We start from the raw sequence: 17640 nt of genomic DNA, 5'->3' as shown, positions 1-17640 counted from the left end.
CGGGGTGCCGGCGAAGGAGGCGTCGCTGGAGGGGGGCGTGGGGCGGCTCAGCGGATCTCCTCGGGGATGCGGGGCAGGTCCCGGAACGCCGGTGTCACGGGGAGCGCAGGGTCCAGGATGGCAGCGAGGTCGGCGGCGAAGGCCACCGAGGTCGCGGGATCGCGGACGGCGACCCGCAGGTGGTCGGGGGACAGCCCGGGAAAGGTGTCGCCGCGGCGCACCGCCCAGCCCCGGTCCCGCAGCGCCGCCCGCACCCGCGCGCCGTCCGGCACCCGGAGCAGCACGAACGACGACCGCGGCGTCCCGACGACCTCCACAGCCGGTGGCAGCGCGGCCAGCAGCGCCTCCCGGTCCCCGGTGAGCGCGCGCGCCGCCGCCCCGGCCTCGGCTCGCGCCGCGGGGGTGGTGCAGGCGACGAGGGCGGCCAGCGCCGGGGTGGACACCGGCCAGTGCGGCTGCTGCGCGGCCAGCGCCGCCACCAGGTCCGCCGGGCCGAACGCGTATCCAACCCGCAGGCCGGCCAGTCCCCACGTCTTGGTCAGGCTGCGCACCACGAGCAGCCCGGGCAGGTCGCGCCGCCCGGCCAGGGACGCCGGTTCGCCGGGCACCGTGTCGGCGAACGCCTCGTCGACCAGCAGCACCCGCCCCGGCCGGGCCAGCGCGGCGACGGCGTCCACCGGGTGCAGCACCGACGTCGGGTTGGTCGGGTTGCCCAGCACCACCAGGTCGGCGTCCTCCTGCACCTCCCGCAGCAGGTAGCCGGGCGGCTCCAGCAGCAGCCGCTCGACCGGGTGCCCGGCGGCGCGCAGCGCGGCCTCCGGCTCGGTGAACGACGGGTGGACGACGACCGCCCGGCGCGGCCGCAGCGCCCGCGCGAGCAGGGTGAACGCCTCGGCGGCGCCCGCCGTGAGCAGCACCTCGTCGACCGGGCGGCCGTGCGCGGCGGCGACCGCGGCGCGGGCCGGTCGCGCGTCGGGGTAGCCAGCGGCGTCGTCGAGGGCCTCGTGCAGGACGGCGCGCAGCCACGGCGGCGGCGTCCCGGCGCGCACGTTGACCGCGAGGTCGACCAGGCCCGGCGCGAGCTCGGCGTCCCCGTGGTGGTCGAGGTCGGTCACCGCGTCCACGGTCGGCTCCCGCGCGGCGCGGCCGCCGGGTCGGCAGCGCCGCCCACGGCGACCGCCACGGTCACCCGGCCGACGACCGTGCGGCCCACCAGCAGCGTCCCGCCGTCCAGCAGGGCCGCGGCCTCGGCCACCGACGGCGTCCCGACGGCCGCGGCCACCCGGGAGGACGGCGAGGGCACGGGGACGGCGGCCAGCGCGGCGGCGGGGTGCCCGGTGAGCGGCCAGGCCCGGGCGACCGCCGCCTCGACCAGGCCGGGCTCGGCGGCGCGCGCGTCGAGGGTGGCCAGCCGCACGCCGTCCGCACCGGCGGGCAGGACGGCGTCGACGGCGGCCAGCACCTCCGCGGCGCTCACGCCCGGTCGGGCGCCGATCCCCACGACGGTCACGGGGTCACCCCCTCGGGCAACGCTGCCAGCAGCGACCCGACGTCACGGGGGAGGGCGCCGTCGGGCAGCAGGCCGAGGGCGCGCAGCCGGGCACCGACGGTCAGCGCCCACGGGCGGTCGAGCCGCGCGCGGGCGAGCAGCGCGTCGTCGGCCAGCACCTCGGCAGGCGCGCCCTGCACCACCGCGCGGTCGACGACGACGGCCACGTCGTCGGCCCAGCGCAGCGCCAGGTCGACGTCATGGGTGCTCATGACGACGGTCGACCCCGACGCCCGCAGCCGCTCGAGCGCGGCCAGCGCCTCGGTGACCGCAGACGGGTCCAGGCCCGCGGTCGGCTCGTCGAGCAGCAGCACGCACGGCCGCATCGCCACCGCGCCCGCGATCGCGACCCGCTTGCGCTCGCCGTAGGAGAGCTGGTGGGTGGGCCGGCCGGCCAGGTGCCCGACGCCGAGCAGCGCGAGCGCCTCGGCGACGCGTTCCCGGACGGCGTCCTCGGGCAGGCCCAGGTTGAGCGGGCCGAAGGAGACGTCCTGGGCGACCGAGGCGCTGAACAGCTGGTCGTCGGGGTCCTGCAGCACCAGCTGCACCTCCTGCCGGTGCGCGCGCAGGCCGCGGCGGGTGTGCTGCAGCCGTTGCCCGTCCACCGCGACCGTGCCGGCGACCGGCTCCAGCGCCCCGGACAGGCAGCGCAGCAGGGTGGTCTTGCCCGAGCCGTTGGCCCCGAGCAGTGCCAGCCGGCGCCCGGCCGGCACGGTGAGCGAGGCGCCGTCGAGCACCCGGCGGCCGCGCTCGTAGCCGGCGACCAGCCGCTCGGCGGTCAGCGTCCGGTGGCTCATGCGGCCAGCCCGGCGGCCACGATGGCGGCCAGCCCGGTGGCGGAGGCCGTGAGGAAGGCCGGGGACGACGGCAGCACCTCGGGCAGCACCCGCAGACCGCTCTCCATGCCGCGCCCGGCCAGCCCCTCCTGCATGCGGCGGGCCCGGTCCCAGGAGCGGGTGAGCACCGCGGCGGCCAGCGCGCCGGACGAGCGCCAGCCGCGGGCAGGCGTCGAGTACCCCATCCGCGCCGTCTGCGCCTCGCGGATGGTGCGCAGGCTCGCCAGCAGCACGAACAGCAGCCGGTAGGTGACCGCCGCGACCTCGACCACCGCCGCCGGCACCCGCAGGCCGCGCAGCGCGGGCAGCAGGTCCGACATCGGCGTGGTGGTCGCCAGGAGCAGCACCGCGGCGCTGCCGGCCAGGGCGTGCCCGGCGAGCGAGCCGGCGCGGGCGGCGGCGTCCGGCGCCCAGCCGAGGCCGCCGGTGCCCACGGTGACCACCGAGGTCAGCGCGCCGACGGCGATGAACGCCAGCGGCCAGCGCACCGCCCGGCCGAACGTGCGGGCGGGCACCCGGGCCGGGCCCAGTGCGAGGACGACCGCGGTGAGCCCGACCAGCACGCTCCCCGGCCAGGCCGGCAGCGCCAGGGCGCACCCGACCAGGCCACCGCAGAGCAGCAGCTTGTCGGCGGGGGAGCGGCGGCGCCAGGCGCTGGCCCAGGCCGCGTCGTCGACGGCGAGCCCGGTCACGTCGGGGCCTCCGTGGTCATCGGCGGGTGGCTGCCGACACGCCGGATCGGGGCGGTCACCTGCCGGTGATCACGGCGCAGGTGCGTGCTCACGAGCCGCCGTCCTCCCGCGAGCGCTCGGCCAGCCGGCGGCCGCGCAGCCTGCCGAGCACGTAGCCGAGCACCCCGCCGCCGAGCGCCGCCTGCAGCGCGAACAGCCCCGACTCCACCTCGGCCGACGACGGCGAGAACACCGACTCGAACCAGGGCTGCGCGCCCTGCTCCTCGGCGAGCTCGGCGGCCGTGGCGTCGGTGCCGGCGAACTCCGACGTCCCGCCGTCGAGGACCAGCGGCAGCGCGATCAGCGCCAGCACACCGAGGACCAGCAGGGCGGTTCCCAGCCGGGAGCGGGTCACCGGGTCGGCTCCGGCGCAGCCGCCAGCAGGCCGAGGCGCTCCAGCTCGGGGCGGGCGTTCACGGTGAGCGCCCGGAACAGCAGCACGCCCAGCAGCCCCTCGCCGACCGCCAGCGGCACCTGGGTCAGCGCGAAGACGGAGAGGAACTTGACCAGCGCGCCGGGGACCCCGGTCTCGGCGTCGGGCAGGGCGAGGGCGAGCTGCCCGGCCGTCGTGACGTAGGTGGCGAGGTCGGCGACGGCCATCGCGGCGAACACCCCGGGCAGCAGCCCGCCGCCGAGCCGGCGGACGAGCCGGTAGGCGCCGTAGCCGGCCCACGGCCCGACCACCGCCATGGCGAACGCGTTGGCGCCCAGCGTGGTCAGCCCGCCGTGCGCCAGCAGCAGCGCCTGGAACAGCAGCACGATGGTGCCGAGCAGCGCCATCACCGGCGGCCGGAACAGGACGGCGCCGGCCCCCGTACCGGTGGGGTGGCTGGAGCTGCCGGTGAAGGAGGGCAGCTTCACGGCGCTCAGGACGAAGGTGAACGCGCCGGCCGCGCCGAGCAGCAGCGTGTTCTCCGGGCGCTCGCGCACCTCGGTGACCACCTGCCGGGCACCGTGGACGACGAAGGGCGCGGCGGCCAGCGTCCAGCCGACCGCGTGCGTCACCGGCAGGAACCCCTCAGCGATGTGCATGCCGTGCCCCTTCCGGGAGAGCTGCTGCCGCGCAGGCGGCCACGAACCGCTCGGCCAGGGCCGGGGACCCGGCCCAGTTCAGGTGCAGGTAGGACGCGTGCACGCCCCCGCTCACGAACCCCTCCGGCCCGGCTCCCGCCCACCGCCAGGCCGGCGCGGACCCGGCGGCCGGGGTGGCGACCGTGCGGTGGAACTCGTGGCCGCGCACCCGGGTGCCGGCCGGCGCGAGCACCGAGTCGCTGAGCGCGACGGCCTCGCGGTAGCCGAGGGTCAGCCGCGCGGACATGACCGCGTCGGTGGCGAGGACGCCGCACATCGGGACGCCGTCCAGGCTGCGGGCCAGGTACAGCAGCCCGGCACACTCGGCGGCGACCGGGCCGCCCCGGGCGGCGAGCGCGGCGATGTCGGCCCGCAGCGTCTCGTTCGCCGAGAGGTCCGCGGCGTGCACCTCGGGGAACCCGCCGCCGACCACCAGACCGGCGGTGCCCTCGGGCAGCTCCTCGTCCCGCAGCGGGTCGACGGTCACCACCTCGGCGCCGGCGGCCTCGAGCAGCTCGGTGTTCTCCGCGTAGCCGAAGGTGAAGGCCGCACCGCCGGCGACGGCGATCCGCGGCCGGCCGTCCACCGGTGCGACCTCCGCGGCGGGATCCCACGGCACGGCGTCCAGGGCCGGGGCGGTGCGGGCCAGCCGCAGGACGGCGTCCAGGTCGACCGCGCCGGCCACCACCTCGCCGAGCCGGCCGACGGTGCCCAGCGCCTCGGCCGACCGCTCGGCGGCGGGCACCAGCCCGAGGTGCCGCGACGGCGTGCCGAGGGCCTCCATGCGGCGGACCGCACCGAGCACCGGCACGCCGGAGCCGCCGAGGGCCTCGCGCAGGATCTCCTCGTGCCGGTCGCTGCCGACCCGGTTGAGCACCACGCCGCCGAGCCGCACCGTCGGGTCGTAGGTGGCGAACCCGTGCACCAGCGCGGCGACGCTCTGCGCCTGCGCGGAGGCGTCGACGACCAGCACCACCGGCGCGCGCAGCAGCCGGGCCACGTGCGCGGTGGAGGCGAACCCCGGCTCCAGGCCCGGCCGGGTCGCGCCATCGAACAGGCCCATGACGCCCTCGACCACGGCGACGTCGGCGCCGCGGGCCCCGTGCAGGAACAGCGGGACGACCCGCTCCTCGCCGACCAGCACCGGGTCCAGGTTTCGCCCGGGCCGCCCGGCGGCCAGGCCGGTGTAGCCCGGGTCGATGTAGTCGGGGCCGACCTTGTGCGGGGAGACGGTCAGGCCGCGGGCGGTGAGCGCGGCGACCAGGCCGGTGGCGACCGACGTCTTCCCCGCGTTGCTCGACGGCGCGGCGACGACCAGCCGCGGGACCGCGCTGCTCACCACTCGATCCCCCGCTGGCCCTTCTGGCCGGCGTCCATCGGGTGCTTGACCTTGGTCATCTCGACGACCAGGTCGGCGGCCTCGACCAGCGCCGGCGGGGCGTCCCGCCCGGTGACCACCACGTGCTGGGTGCCGGGGCGTTTCGTCAGCGTCTCGACGACGTCGTCGACGTCGACCCAGCCCCACTTCAGCGGGTAGGTGAACTCGTCGAGCACGTAGAAGCGGTGCGCCTCGGCGGTGAGGTCGCGCTTGATCTGCGCCCAGCCCTCGGCAGCATCGGCGGCGTGGTCGACCTCGGTGCCCTGACGGCGCGACCAGCTCCAGCCCGATCCCATCTTGTGCCAGACCACCGGCCCGCCCTCGCCGGTCTGCTCGTGCAGCCGGCCCAGCGCGGTCAGCGCGTTCTCCTCGCCGACCCGCCACTTGGCGCTCTTGACGAACTGGTAGACCGCGATCGACCAGCCCTGGTTCCACGCCCGCATCGCCATGCCGAACGCGGCGGTGGACTTGCCCTTCATCTCCCCGGTGTGGACGGCGAGCAGCGGCCGGTTGCGCCGCTGTCTCGTCGTCAGCCCGTCCTGCGGGACGACGCCCACCTGTCCCTGCGGCATCAGGCGGCCTCCCGCAGCGAGCGCACCGTGGCGGCCAGCGACTCGGCGGCCAGCTCCTCCAGGCGCAGGGTCTGCGCGCCCAGCGCCGTCCCGAGCGCGCCGGCCAGCCCGAGGCGCACCGGCCCGGACTCGCAGTCGACGACGACGGCCGCCGTCCCCTCCGCCGCCAGCAGCGCCGCGGCCGCGTGCGCGTCGGCGACGGCCGCGGACCCGCGTGCGCCGGTGGCCCGCCCGTCGGTGACGACGACCAGCAGCGGACGGCGCTGCGGGTCGCGGACCCGCTCCACCCGCAGCGTCTGGTGCGCCCGCAGCAGCCCGGCGGCGAGCGGGGTGCGGCCGCCGGTGGGCAGCGCGGTGAGCCGGGCCGCGGCGGCCTCGACCGACCAGGTCGGCGGCAGCGCCAGCTCGGCGCCGGTGCCGCGGAAGGTCACCAGGCCGACCTTGTCCCGGCGTTGGTAGGCGTCCAGCAGCAGCGAGAGGACGGCGCCCTTGACCGCAGCCATCCGCGAGCGGGAGCCCATCGAGCCGCTGGCGTCGACGACGAAGAGCACGAGGTTGCCCTCCCGGCCCTCCAGGACGGCTTGGCGCAGGTCCTCCCGGGCGATCCGCAGCCCCGGGCCGGTGCGCCCTCGGGCGACCTGGTGCGGTGCGGCGGCGAGCACGGTGCCGGTCAGGTGCAGCCGGGTGACCGTGCCGCTCGGGCGGGTGGCGCCGACGACGCGGCCGCGGTCGCCCCGTGCCCGCGAGCGCCGGCCGGCCACGCCCGCGCCGATGCCGGGCACCTCGAGGCGGCGGGTGCGGAACGGGTCGGCGGGCGCCACCGCGGCGCGGTCGGGCGCCGGGGCGGCCGCGGCGGAGCCGCCACCCTCCCCGCGGGGTGCCGTCGAGGGAGGGGACGACCCGGTGCCGCTGTCGGCGTCCGGGGACTCCGGCGCACCGCCGTCCCCGGACGGGCCGCCGGGCGGCGGCGGAGGCGGGGTGCCGCCGCCGTCGTCCGGGCCCTCGGGTGGGTCGTCGTCGGGGCGGGCGTCGTCGAGCGCCTGCTCGAGGGTCTCCTCGTCCAGGCCGGGCGCGTCGAACGGGTTGCGGCGCCGGCGGTGTGGGAGGGCCAGCCGGGCGGCCACCCGGACGTCGTCCTCGGTGACCTCGTCCCGGCCGCACCAGGCGGCGTGCGCGATCGCGGCGCGGGCGGTGACCAGGTCGGCGCGCAGCCCGTCGACGTCGAACGCCGCGCACACGGCGGTCACCTGGCGCAGCGCGTCGTCGGACAGGACGACGTGCGGCAGGCGGGCGCGGGCCTCGGCGATCCGGCGCGCCAGCCCGGCCTCCTCGTCGGCCCACGACGCGGCGAACCCGGCCGGGTCGGCGTCGTGGGCGAACCGGCGGCGCACCACCTCGGCGCGCTCGGCCGGGTCGCGGGGTGCGGCCACCTCCACGGTGAGCCCGAAGCGGTCGAGCAGCTGGGGGCGCAGCTCGCCCTCCTCGGGGTTCATCGTCCCGACCAGCAGGAACCGCGCGGCGTGCCGCACCGAGACGCCCTCGCGCTCGACGTAGGCGGTGCCCAGCGCGGCGGCGTCGAGCAGCAGGTCGACCAGGTGGTCGTGCAGCAGGTTGACCTCGTCGACGTAGAGCACGCCGCGGTGCGCCGCGGCCAGCAGCCCGGGCTCGAAGGCCTTCACGCCCTCGGTGAGCGCCCGCTCGAGGTCCAGCGAGCCGACGACGCGGTCCTCCGAGGCGCCCACCGGCAGCTCGACCAGCCGCGCCGGGCGGGTGGAGCCCGGGGCGCCGGGATCGTGCGGGCCGTCAGGGCAGGCCGGGTCCGGGGCGGCGGGGTCGCAGGCGAAACGGCAGCCGGCGACGACGGCCACGGGCGGCAGGACGGCGGCCAGCGCGCGCACCGCCGTCGACTTCGCGGTCCCCTTCTCGCCGCGGACGAGCACGCCGCCGACGGCGGGGGAGACGGCGTTGAGCAGCAGCGCGAGCCGCATGTCGTCCATGCCGACGACGGCACCGAAGGGATAGGTCATGCGGGTCGACCGCGCACGGCACGCGTCCTCTCCCCGGGTGTCCACGCCCGGAGGTGGCAGGAGGCGACGGCGGGAGTTCCTGACTTCCCGGCACGAGGCCGGCACACAGTGGCGGGACCGCGCCGGAGTCGCACCGGGCTTCCTCCACTGCCGTCGCTGTGGCCGCGTCATCAGACCACGGCCGCCCTCGTGAGTGACACCCCGGCCCGTGTCTTGACGAGATGGAAAGTGGACCGGCAGTCTTTCCGACATGGAAAGCAACGAGGTCCCCGACCGTGACGCCGCCCGGGCCGAGCTGGCCGCCCTGCAGTCCCAGCGCGCCGCGCTGGCCGACCGGGCCGTGCAGCCGTGGTGGTACGACGCGCTGCTCGGGCTGCTCCTGTTCGGGTTCGTGAGCTCCTACGCGCTGCACGACAACTGGGTCAGCCTCGCGGCGCTCGTCGTCTTCCTGCTGTGCCTCCGCGGGATGGTCGAGGTCTACAAGCGGCGCACCGGCTTCTGGGTGGACGGGTTCCGCAAGGGCCCGACCTGGCGGGCGTTGTCGGTGTGGATGGTGTTCGCCCTCGGGGTCCTGCTCGCCGGCTTCGCGGCCGACGAGCACTGGGGCGGCGCGATGGTGGTCGCCGGTGCCGTGCTCGGCGTGGGCGTGGCGCTCATCAGCCGGTGGTGGACCCGCATCTACGTCGCCGAGCTGCGTGGTGAACGGTGACCGCGGTCGCGCCGCGCTTCGACGCGGTCATCCACCCGCCACCCCGGCTGCAGGTCTGCGGCCTGCTCGCCGCCGTCGACACGATGGACTTCGCCGCGGTCCGAGACACCGTCGGCGTCAGCGACTCGGTGCTGTCCAAGCACGTCAAGCAGCTCGAGGAGGCCGGCTACGTGCGGGTCCGTAAGGCCACCCGCGCCTCCCGGCTGCGCACCAGCCTGGCCCTCACCCGCGAGGGGCGGGCCGCGTTCGACGCGCACGTCGCCGAGCTGCGCCGCATCACGGGCGGTTGACGAAGGGTCCCCGTCCTCCCCACCCTCCGCGAGCTCGGGGTGGGCCCCTGGACGGGGCCGTCCGGGACCTCACCAGGCTCGCGGCGGGATCCAGCAGGAGGGCCGGGAGACTGGGGAGCGTGGCGGAGCGGGGGTGGGGTGCGCGCGCGACCGACCTGGCCCTCGTGGTCGCCGCCGCCCTCGCCGTCACGCTGGCCCTCGACGTCCTCGACCTGCCCTCGCCGTCCCTCTTCGGCGGCCTGGTGGCCGGGCTGGTGCGCGGTCTGGCCGGACGCCGCCGGCTCGCCGTCCCCCGGCCGGCCACCACGGCGGCCCAGGGGCTGATCGGCGTGTCGATCGGCGCGCTGGTCGACCTGGACACCCTCGAGGCGATCGGCCGGGACTGGCTGCCGGTCCTGCTGGTGACCGTCGGCACCCTGCTGCTCAGCGTGCTGGCCGGGCTGCTCATGCGCCTGCAGCCCGGCGTCAGCCCGGTGACCGGGGCGTTCGCCATGGTCGCCGGGGGAGCGTCGGGCATCACGGCGATGTCCCGGGAGCTGGGCGCCGACGACCGGATGGTCGCCGTCCTGCAGTACCTGCGGGTGCTGCTCATCGTCGTCCTCATGCCGGTGGCGGCCACGGCCCTGTTCGGCGCCGCTCCCGGCTCCGGGGGGACGACGGTGGACGACGCCGGGCCCGGGTGGCCGGCCGGGCTGCTGTTCGCCGCGGTCTGCCTGGGAGCCGGCGCGCCGCTGGCCCGGCTGCTGCGGATCCCCGTGCCGACGCTGCTCGGGCCGCTGCTGGTCGCCGCCGGGCTCGACCTCGGCGGGCTCTCGGGCGGGGCGGACGTCCCGGCCCCGCTGGAGACCGCGGCCTTCCTGGTCATCGGGCTGGTGGTCGGGCTGAACTTCGACCGGGACAGCCTGCGCACCGTCGGCCGGGCGCTGCCGCTCGCGCTCGCCGTGATACTCGGCCTGGTCGCCGCCTGTGCCGGGCTGGGTGCGGTGCTCACCGCGACCACCGGCGCCAGCGCGCTGGACGCCTACCTCGCCACCACCCCCGGCGGTCTCTACGCCGTGCTGGCCACCGCCCAGGACAGCGGCGCCGACGCCACCTTCGTGCTCGCCGTGCAGGTGCTGCGGCTGTTCGTGATGCTGCTCTCGGCGCCGCTGCTGGCGCGCTGGCTGCGACGCTCGGAGGGCGGCTGAGGGGACCCCCTGCAGGTCGGGGCACGCCGGAGGAGGCCGGTTGCCCCGGACGGCGCCGTGCCGCGGCCACCGGGCGCGCCTACCCTCGACCCGGTGTCGGAGGAGGTGAGGGAGTCGTCCGAGGACCAGACCGGCGCGGACGCCGGCACGCAGGACGCGGTGCTGCTGTTCGTCGGTGGCCCGCTCGACGGCCGGGTGGAGATCCGCGAGGCGCGGCACGGGGAGCCCCTGCCGACCGTCACGCACGTCCACCTGCACGGCGGCCCCAAGGTGGTGCACCGCTACGACCTGACCCCGCTGGGCCCGCAGGCCGGGGTCTACCACCTGCGCCCCCGGCAGACGGTGCGCGACCAGTCCGTCGCGGAGTGACCCGTACACCTGTCACACCCGGGTCCTGACGGACGGCACTGCCCGGGTGGCCGGGCCGCTGGCACCGTCGGCCCATGACCGGCGACCCGCTGCTCCTGCTCCACGTGACCGCCGGGACGGCGGGACTGCTGCTCGGGCCGGTGTGGCTCGTCGCCCGCCTGGCGGGGGCACGGGCGCGGGGCCCGGCCGGCGGCTACCAGGCGGCGGTCGCCGGTGTCGCGGCGAGCGGCGCGGTCCTGGCGGTGTCGGCACCCGGCCTGGGCTGGCTGCTCCCGGTGGCCGTGGCCACGGAGGCGCTCGCGGTCGCCGGCGCGCTGGCCCGGCGGCAGGCGTGGCCCCACTGGCGGACCCTGCAGCCGCACCTGCTGGGAGGTTCCTACATCGCGCTGGCGACCGGGCTGCTGGTGGCCGCCACGGGGAACCCGGTCTGGTGGGTGCTGCCTGCGCTGGCCGGTCAGCTGCCCATCGCCCTCGCGAAGCGCCGGCTGCACGGTGCCGGTGCCGCTGCCGCGGCGCCGGTCGCTCAGCTGCGGCGCAGCACCAGCGCCAGGTAGCCGAACTCGTCGCGGTGCGCCTGCCGGACCTCGGCCTCGCTGCGCGCCTCGGCCAGGACCGCGGCCGTCCCGGGGTCCGGGTCCGGCCACGCGTCGATCGCCGCGGCCAGCGGGCCGTGGTACTCGTCGGTCCAGTCCGCGTCGGGCAGCAGGTGCGTCGCCAGGACCTGGTAGCCCGCCGACCGGGCCGCCGCGACCAGCGCCGCCTCGTCGCGCATCGCCGGGTACTGGACCCAGAACCGGCGGGCCTCCGCGGAGGGGGTGGCCGTCGTCCAGACCGCGTCGGTGAGCACCAGCGCCCCACCGGGCCGCAGCAGCCGGCGCCACTCGTGCAGCGCCCGGTCCACGCCCATCAGGTAGGCCGCGCCCTCGCACCACAGCAGGTCGAACGCGCCGTCGGGGTGGGGCAGCGCGGTCATCGACGCCCGCTCCACGGCGACCCGCCCGCCGAGGCCGGCGTCCTGCGCCGCCCTCCGGGTGCGGCGCAGGAACGGCTCGTGCAGGTCCACGGCGATCACCCGCGCGCCGGCGCCGGCCAGCACCAGCGACGCCCGACCGGGACCGCACCCGACGTCGAGGGCGCGGGGGGAGGGCGGCAGCGGCGCGGCGAGCGCCAGCAGGGTCCGGGTGGTCGCGTCCGACCCCACGCCCTCGCGCGGCAGGTCGCTGTGCAGAGCCCAGAAGACCTCGGCGGCGTCCACCGCGGTCAGCGGCGGTGCAGTGCGCGCAGCGCCGTCACCACGTCGTCGAAGACCGCCCGCCCGAGCGCCGCGCCCTCCCGGCGGGCCGAGCCGGGCGGCAGGAGCAGCAGGCGGTCCAGGCGCACCTCGCTGGGCCGCCCGCGCGGGTCCCAGCCGCCGCGGCCGACGTCCATCCAGGTGCGGCCGTGCCGGGCCTCGTCCGCGGCGTCCCGGTCGTGGTCCTGGCTGGAAAGCATCAGGCCGACCAGGTCGGCTCCCCGGCGGCCGACGACGAGCACGGGGCGGTCCTTGCCGCGGCCGTCGCCCTCGTCGTAGGGCACCCACGCCCACACGACCTCGCCCGGGTCGGGCTCGCCGTCGTCCTGGGGGCGGAAGGCGAGGTCGACGCCGTCCAGGCCGCCGCTGAGGTCCCGGACGGGGCCGCCGGGGCCGCGGGCGGCGGACGGAGCGGGCCGGGCCGCGGGTGGGCGGGACCGGTCCGCGGGCGGACCGGGCCGGGGAGCGGGCGGCCGCACGACCGCGCGCAGCAGCGACCTGAGCACCCGGGGCAGGGAGGGTCCGGCCATGCCCGGCACGGTACGGGTGTGCCCGGTGGGGCGGGTGGTGCTGGTCGGGTGTTCCGTGTGACACACAGGTGTCGATCCGTCACCAACACGGTTGGACCTGCCGAGACAGGGGCACCATGGCCGTACGGGGACCGGGCACGGCCGACCCCGGGAGAGGGGGGTCGCCATGACCTCGGCTGAGCCGCTTCCCCCTGCACTGCCGCGGGGGCGCGAGGTGAAGGCGAGCGTGCTCGCCGCCTTCCAGCTCGTGGAGGACGCACGGTACCTGGGCACCGGCCGGCGGAGCCGGCGCGGTCGCCGACGGGCCGTCGCCGAACGCACCGTCGCCTACCGGAAGCTGGCACGCGACCTGCGCGTCGGCTGAGAGAGGACGGGGTCCTCCTTCAGGCGACGCAGAACTCGTTGCCCTCGGGGTCGGTGAGGGTCGCCCACTCGAACGGACCCTGCGACTGCCGGTGGAGCTCGGTCGCCCCGAGCCGCAGCAGGCGGGCGACCTCGTCCTCCCGCCGGTCGGCACCCACGTGCACGTCGAGGTGCACGCGGTTCTTGACGGTCTTGGGCTCGGGGACCCGCTGGAAGAGCACCCGCGGCCGGTGGGGGTCGGGCGAGGTGATCGCCGCGGCCGAGCTCCAGACCAGCGCGCCGCGGTGCGTGGTGGTGTCCGCCTCGGTCGCCGCGCCCGTCGCCACCATCCGGCGGATGAAGGCCTCGTCCTGCGGTTCGACCTGCCACCCGAGCACCTCGGCCCACCAGTCGGCCTGTCCGTGCGGATCGGCGCAGTCGATCACGATCTGGATGTCGGTGGCCATGCGCGGACGATAGGCCGGGCCACCGACGGATCCCGGCCTCCCCGCAGGCGGAAGGACCCCGTCCTCCTCACCCCTCGCGGGCTCAGGGCGAGCCTCGGGACGGGGCCTGGCGTGAGCCTGCGAACGGTGTGGCAGGGAGGCCCTCCCTCAGAGCTCCTGCGCCAGCTCCGCGCGCATCTCCTCCTGCCCGGGCAGTGGCGTGCTCAGCCCGCAGTGGTCGCGCAGCACCTCGCCCAGCGACGGGAAGGTCGAGCGCTCGACCTGCCGCTGCGGGTCCCACAGCCCCGAGCGCATGACCGCCTTGCCGCACTGGAAGTACGCCCGCTCGACGGTCAGCACCAGCACCGACCGCGGCGGGCGGCCGAACTCGGTCAGGTCCACGCCGAGGTCGTCCGGGCCCACGAGGGTCGTCGTCCCGAAGACCTTGAGCGTCTCCTCGAACCCGGGCACGAAGAACAGCAGAGCGGCCCGCGGGTTGCCCACGGTGTTGCGCAGGCTGTCCACCCGGTTGTTGCCCTGCCGGTCCGGGAGGGCGAGGGTCCGCTCGTCGAGGACCCTAGCGAACCCCGGGTCACCGCCCCGCGGGGAGACGTCCGGCCAGCCGTCGGCCCCGGCCGTGGCCAGCGTGGCGAACGGCGACAGCGCGATGAAGGCGCGGCAGTGCCGGTCGAGGTGGTCGACGACCTTGTCCTGCACCAGCCGCGAGGGTGGGCGGTAACCGGCCAGCACGTCCGGAGCGGTGTCCACGGGTACACGGTAGCCGGGCTACGGTCACCGGCCGTGGCTGCACGGTGGAGCTCCCCGGTCCGGTACGTCGAGTGCGACCAGCAGGGCGTCGTCTTCAACGCCCACTACCTGACCTGGACCGACGAGGCCTCCTACGACTGGTGGACGGCGCACGGCCTGCCCTGGGAGGACCTGGTCGCCCGCGGCATCGACCCGCTGGTCAAGGCCAGCTCCCTGGAGTGGACGTCGTCGGCGCGGTGGGGCGACACCGTCACGGTGGACGCCGAGACCGAGCGGGTCGGCCGCACCAGCGTAACGGTCCGGTTCACCGTCCGCGTCGGCGAACAGGTCTGCTGCGTCGTCCGCACCACCTACGTGTGCGCCTCGGGCGGCGTGGCCGCCCCCTGGCCGGACGACGTGCGCGCCCGGCTCACCGAGGGCTGAGCGCGTCCCCGGGCGGGAGCACCGGCAGGCCGTCGGGGACGCCGTCCTCGAGCAGCCGCCACAGCGCGTCGGTGTCGGCGTGCTCGGCGACCAGGTCGCCGAGGGCGTCCAGCCGCCGTTCGCGGACGGCGGCGAAGTCGGTGTCCGGCGCCGCCACGAACCGCCGTCCGGCCACCCGGGCGACCTCGGCGAGGAACGCGCGCCGGAAGCCGTCGACCTCCAGCGCCCCGTGCCAGGTGGTGCCGAAGACCGACCCGGCGCGGGCGCCGTCGAGGAAGGGCTCGGCAGGCAGGTCGGAGGAGAGCCAGTCCACGGTGACCACTCCGTGGTGGATCTCGTAGCCGCGCACCGGCTCCCCCCACGCCGTCCCGGCCGGCCGGCCGAGGGTCTTCTCCGGCGCGAAGCGGACGTCGGCCGGCAGCAGCCCGAGCCCGGGCACCGTGCCGGCCCGGGACTCGACGTCGTCGGTGATCGTCCGGGCCAGCATCTGGTGACCGCCGCAGACGCCGAGCACCGCCCGGCCGGCGGCGGCGTGCCGGACCACGGCGTCGGCCAGGCCGGTGGCGCGCAGCCAGCCCAGGTCGGCGACCGTGGCGCGGGTGCCGGGCAGCACGACCAGGTCGGCGTCGGCCAGCTCCTCGGGGGTGGTCGCGTAGCGGACCAGCACCCCCGGCTCGGCGGCCAGCGCGTCGAGGTCGGTGAAGTTGGACAGCCGCGGCAGCCGGGCGACGGCGACCCGCAGCACCTCCTCGCCGTGCGGCGGGCCGGCGGAGGAGACGCCGGTCGGGACGCCGAGGGAGTCCTCCACGTCCACCGCCGCGCCGGCCAGCCAGGGCAGCACGCCGAGGGTCGGGCGGCCGGTGAGCGCGGTGAGCTGGTCCAGCCCGGGCGCGAGCAGGCGGACGTCGCCGCGGAACTTGTTCACCAGGAAGCCGGCGACCAGCCGCTGGTCGGCCGGCGGCATGAGCGCGACCGTGCCGTAGAGCGCCGGGAAGACCCCGCCCCGGTCGATGTCACCGACGACGACCACGGGCAGCCCGGCGGCGGTGGCCAGCCCCATGTTCGCGATGTCGTCGGCGCGCAGGTTGATCTCGGTGGGGGAGCCCGCGCCCTCGCAGACGACGACGTCGAACCGCGCGCGCAGGTCCTCGAGGCTGGCCAGCACCTGCTCCAGCAGCGCGGCCTTCATCGGCCGGTAGGACAGCGCGGTCACGTCGGCCACGGCCCGGCCGAGGACGACGACCTGGCTGGAGTCCTCGCCCCCGGGCTTGAGCAGCACCGGGTTCATCGCCGCCTCGGGCTCGACGCGGGCCGCGGCGGCCTGCATGACCTGCGCCCGGCCGATCTCCGCGCCGTCGGGGGTGACCATGGAGTTGTTGCTCATGTTCTGCGCCTTGAACGGGGCGACCGAGACCCCCTGGCGCACCAGCCAGCGGCAGATGCCGGCGGTCACCACCGACTTGCCGGCATCCGACGTGGTCCCGGCGACGAGCAGTGCGCCGCTCATGCCGCCGGCTGCCCCCAGCCGGCCTTCTCCTGACCGGAGAGCTCGGCGATCGCCTCCATGACCCGGTCGGTCACCACGCGGCGGGCCCGGCCGTTGCCGGCCATCCCGCGCTGCTCGGGGAACGTCAGCGGCTCGCCGAAGGTGACCGACACCTTGTGCGGCCGCGGCCAACGGGAGTCGACCGGCTGCACCCGGTCCGTGCCGTGCACGGCCACGGGGACGACGGGGCAGTCGGCGGTGAGCGCCAGCCAGGCGACCCCGGTCTTGCCGCGGGCCAGCCGCCCGTCGCGCGAGCGCGTGCCCTCCGGGTAGATGCCGAAGCCCTCGCCGCGGCGCAGCACGGCCAGTGCGGTGTCCAGCGCCTCCTGCGCGGCCCGGGACGTCTGCCGCTGCACCGGCATGGCGCCGAGCGCGGTGAACAGGGTCCGGGTCAGCCAGCCACCGATGCCCGTGCCGGTGAAGTACTCGGCCTTGGCCAGGTAGTGCACGCGGCGGGGCGCGGACAGCGGGATGACCATGCTGTCGATGAAGGACAGGTGGTTGCTGGCCAGGATCACCGGGCCGGTGGCCGGCACGTTCTCCCGCCCCGTCACGCGCATGCGCAGCACGACGTGGAACAACGGGCGCAGCAGGAACCGGACGACCACGTAGAGCACGCCGCGTCCCCCTTCTCGGCTCGGGGGCGCCGGCGGCCGCCGGCGACAGCGGCATCATCCCGTGCGCCCCAGGAGCGGCCGGCTCCCGGGGCGCACGGCGCGCCCTCAGGGGTGCGGGCGGGGTGGGCAGACGTCGCGCATGAGCGCCTGGATGTCCTGGGGCAGCCCGGCGTGGCCGGCCGCCGACTCGACGATCGCCACGGCGACGTCGCGCACCTTGCGGTGCGAGTTGCTCGAGATGTGCGCCAGCAGGTCGAAGGCCACCTGCTCGCCGCAGCTGGTGAGCAGCATGAGGATGCCCTTGGCCTGCTCGATCGCCGCCCGGCTGCTCATCGCGGTGCGCAGCTGCGTCACCTCGGTCTCCAGGGCCTGCACCCGGTCGTCCTCGGGCTCGCCTGCGCCCGGCCGGGCGGCCGACGGGCGGGGCTCCGGCGGCAGCTCCACGAGCACGCCCTCGAGGGCGTCGACCGCCCCGGCCGCGTCCACGACGGGTTCGCCGACGAGGACGGCGGGGCGTTCCACCCCACCCCGGCTGCCCAGCCGCACCCGCAGGGCGAAGGGCACGCCGGCGGAGCAGGCGCCGGAGATGGCGTCGAGGGCCCGCGGCCGGTCGCCCGGGTGGATCGAGCGGACCAGCAGCTCGGTGCACGGGTGGGCGCCGTTGCGTGCCACGTTGAGGAGCGCGGACATCTCCGGGGACCAGGTCCACGTGCCGGCGCGCCGGTCGTAGCGGTACCGGCCGGCCAGCCGCCGGGAGGAGGCGCTGTGTGCCGGCTGCGGGGTGGGACGGGCACGAGGCGCCGTGCTCCGCGTCAAGGCGGGGGGATGGGTCGCGGTCATGTCGACTCCATGGGGTGTGCCGTCGGGGCCGGCCCGGCCGGGGCGCCGCCGGCCGTGTGTTCGACCACCGCGGTGTGCCGGTGACCGGAAGTCACCGGCCGCTCCGTGTCCTCGGACC

The 17640-nt window shown here is 77.0% G+C and carries 23 protein-coding genes and 1 riboswitch; of the genes, 7 read left to right on the top strand and 16 right to left on the bottom strand.

Going from position 1 to position 17640, the window contains the following annotated elements; all coding sequences use genetic code 11:
• Positions 1-47: 47 nt before the first annotated feature.
• From cobC to BMW27_RS13405, 9 genes are all read right to left on the bottom strand, one after another.
• On the bottom strand, positions 48-1124 hold the full coding sequence (gene cobC, locus BMW27_RS13445) for an Rv2231c family histidinol phosphate aminotransferase CobC (protein WP_091444942.1): 1077 nt from the start codon (positions 1122-1124) through the stop codon (positions 48-50).
• Positions 1112-1510: a cobalamin biosynthesis protein gene (locus BMW27_RS13440; RefSeq protein ID WP_091444940.1), complete on the bottom strand. Its 399-nt coding sequence runs from the start codon at positions 1508-1510 to the stop codon at positions 1112-1114. The genes cobC and BMW27_RS13440 overlap by 13 nt, the downstream gene beginning before the upstream one ends.
• Positions 1507-2346 (bottom strand): energy-coupling factor ABC transporter ATP-binding protein, encoded by an 840-nt coding sequence (locus tag BMW27_RS13435; RefSeq protein ID WP_091444938.1) that lies wholly within the window; start codon positions 2344-2346, stop codon positions 1507-1509. The genes BMW27_RS13440 and BMW27_RS13435 overlap by 4 nt, the downstream gene beginning before the upstream one ends.
• Positions 2343-3077 (bottom strand): cobalt ECF transporter T component CbiQ, encoded by a 735-nt coding sequence (gene cbiQ / locus BMW27_RS13430; RefSeq protein ID WP_091444937.1) that lies wholly within the window; start codon positions 3075-3077, stop codon positions 2343-2345. The genes BMW27_RS13435 and cbiQ overlap by 4 nt, the downstream gene beginning before the upstream one ends.
• A gap of 88 nt (positions 3078-3165) precedes the next feature.
• Positions 3166-3471: an energy-coupling factor ABC transporter substrate-binding protein gene (locus BMW27_RS13425; protein WP_091444935.1), complete on the bottom strand. Its 306-nt coding sequence runs from the start codon at positions 3469-3471 to the stop codon at positions 3166-3168.
• A complete protein-coding gene (locus BMW27_RS13420; protein ID WP_091444934.1) occupies positions 3468-4148 on the bottom strand; it encodes an energy-coupling factor ABC transporter permease in 681 nt (226 codons plus the stop codon). Before BMW27_RS13420 ends, BMW27_RS13425 begins: the two co-directional genes overlap by 4 nt.
• Entirely contained in the window at positions 4135-5526 is a 1392-nt protein-coding gene (locus BMW27_RS13415) for a cobyrinic acid a,c-diamide synthase CobB (protein WP_245743544.1), read from the bottom strand. Before BMW27_RS13415 ends, BMW27_RS13420 begins: the two co-directional genes overlap by 14 nt.
• Positions 5523-6137, bottom strand: a complete 615-nt coding sequence (gene cobO / locus BMW27_RS13410; RefSeq protein WP_091444930.1) for a cob(I)yrinic acid a,c-diamide adenosyltransferase — start codon at positions 6135-6137, stop codon at positions 5523-5525. Before cobO ends, BMW27_RS13415 begins: the two co-directional genes overlap by 4 nt.
• A complete protein-coding gene (locus BMW27_RS13405; RefSeq protein ID WP_091444929.1) occupies positions 6137-8164 on the bottom strand; it encodes a putative cobaltochelatase in 2028 nt (675 codons plus the stop codon). The genes cobO and BMW27_RS13405 overlap by 1 nt, the downstream gene beginning before the upstream one ends.
• A 51-nt stretch (positions 8165-8215) precedes the next feature.
• Positions 8216-8359, bottom strand: a riboswitch (cobalamin riboswitch).
• Between the two features lie 55 nt (positions 8360-8414).
• On the opposite strand from BMW27_RS13405, the gene BMW27_RS13400 reads away from it, so the two are divergent.
• The 5 genes from BMW27_RS13400 (at position 8415) to BMW27_RS13380 (ending at position 11273) form a co-directional block, all read left to right on the top strand.
• Positions 8415-8873: a hypothetical protein gene (locus BMW27_RS13400; RefSeq protein WP_091444927.1), complete on the top strand. Its 459-nt coding sequence runs from the start codon at positions 8415-8417 to the stop codon at positions 8871-8873.
• Complete coding sequence (locus tag BMW27_RS13395) at positions 8870-9163, top strand: transcriptional regulator (RefSeq protein ID WP_091444926.1); 294 nt, start codon at positions 8870-8872, stop codon at positions 9161-9163. The genes BMW27_RS13400 and BMW27_RS13395 overlap by 4 nt, the downstream gene beginning before the upstream one ends.
• Before the next feature lie 119 nt (positions 9164-9282).
• Complete coding sequence (locus BMW27_RS13390) at positions 9283-10350, top strand: AbrB family transcriptional regulator (RefSeq protein ID WP_091444924.1); 1068 nt, start codon at positions 9283-9285, stop codon at positions 10348-10350.
• Between the two features lie 93 nt (positions 10351-10443).
• Entirely contained in the window at positions 10444-10719 is a 276-nt protein-coding gene (locus BMW27_RS13385; protein ID WP_245743543.1) for a hypothetical protein, read from the top strand.
• Positions 10720-10793: 74 nt separating this feature from the next.
• On the top strand, positions 10794-11273 hold the full coding sequence (locus BMW27_RS13380) for a hypothetical protein (RefSeq protein ID WP_091444920.1): 480 nt from the start codon (positions 10794-10796) through the stop codon (positions 11271-11273).
• On the opposite strand, the gene BMW27_RS13375 is transcribed toward BMW27_RS13380, so the two are convergent.
• Both BMW27_RS13375 and BMW27_RS24380 read right to left on the bottom strand, forming a co-directional pair.
• Positions 11243-11974 carry a class I SAM-dependent methyltransferase gene (locus tag BMW27_RS13375; RefSeq protein ID WP_091444918.1) on the bottom strand — a complete coding sequence of 244 codons (732 nt, stop codon included), beginning with the start codon at positions 11972-11974 and terminating at the stop codon, positions 11243-11245. The two genes, BMW27_RS13380 and BMW27_RS13375, sit on opposite strands and share 31 nt — an antisense overlap.
• Before the next feature lie 5 nt (positions 11975-11979).
• On the bottom strand, positions 11980-12540 hold the full coding sequence (locus BMW27_RS24380) for a type II toxin-antitoxin system PemK/MazF family toxin (protein WP_281244760.1): 561 nt from the start codon (positions 12538-12540) through the stop codon (positions 11980-11982).
• Positions 12541-12706: 166 nt separating this feature from the next.
• On the opposite strand from BMW27_RS24380, the gene BMW27_RS22960 reads away from it, so the two are divergent.
• A complete protein-coding gene (locus BMW27_RS22960; protein WP_139206898.1) occupies positions 12707-12904 on the top strand; it encodes a hypothetical protein in 198 nt (65 codons plus the stop codon).
• 19 nt (positions 12905-12923) lie between these two features.
• On the opposite strand, the gene BMW27_RS13365 is transcribed toward BMW27_RS22960, so the two are convergent.
• Positions 12924-13349: a VOC family protein gene (locus BMW27_RS13365; protein ID WP_091444914.1), complete on the bottom strand. Its 426-nt coding sequence runs from the start codon at positions 13347-13349 to the stop codon at positions 12924-12926.
• Positions 13350-13496: 147 nt separating this feature from the next.
• Positions 13497-14096, bottom strand: a complete 600-nt coding sequence (locus BMW27_RS13360) for a pyridoxamine 5'-phosphate oxidase family protein (protein ID WP_091444912.1) — start codon at positions 14094-14096, stop codon at positions 13497-13499.
• A gap of 33 nt (positions 14097-14129) precedes the next feature.
• Between BMW27_RS13360 and BMW27_RS13355 the strand changes: the two genes are divergently transcribed.
• Positions 14130-14519: an acyl-CoA thioesterase gene (locus BMW27_RS13355; RefSeq protein ID WP_091444910.1), complete on the top strand. Its 390-nt coding sequence runs from the start codon at positions 14130-14132 to the stop codon at positions 14517-14519.
• Here BMW27_RS13355 and BMW27_RS13350 read toward each other — a convergent pair.
• From BMW27_RS13350 to BMW27_RS13340, 3 genes are all read right to left on the bottom strand, one after another.
• The gene (locus BMW27_RS13350; RefSeq protein ID WP_091444908.1) at positions 14506-16026 is read right to left on the bottom strand and encodes a cobyric acid synthase; all 1521 of its coding nucleotides are present in this window, start codon (positions 16024-16026) and stop codon (positions 14506-14508) included. The genes BMW27_RS13355 and BMW27_RS13350 overlap by 14 nt on opposite strands.
• Complete coding sequence (locus tag BMW27_RS13345) at positions 16023-16682, bottom strand: lysophospholipid acyltransferase family protein (protein WP_091444906.1); 660 nt, start codon at positions 16680-16682, stop codon at positions 16023-16025. The genes BMW27_RS13350 and BMW27_RS13345 overlap by 4 nt, the downstream gene beginning before the upstream one ends.
• Positions 16683-16787: 105 nt before the next feature.
• Complete coding sequence (locus BMW27_RS13340) at positions 16788-17522, bottom strand: ANTAR domain-containing protein (RefSeq protein ID WP_139206897.1); 735 nt, start codon at positions 17520-17522, stop codon at positions 16788-16790.
• Between the last annotated feature and the right edge of the window lie 118 nt (positions 17523-17640).

This window comes from Geodermatophilus poikilotrophus, assembly GCF_900111455.1.
GTDB lineage: Bacteria > Actinomycetota > Actinomycetes > Mycobacteriales > Geodermatophilaceae > Geodermatophilus > Geodermatophilus poikilotrophus.
Note: the sequence above shows the minus strand (reverse complement) of the source record. Positions and strands in the feature narration are given on the sequence as shown.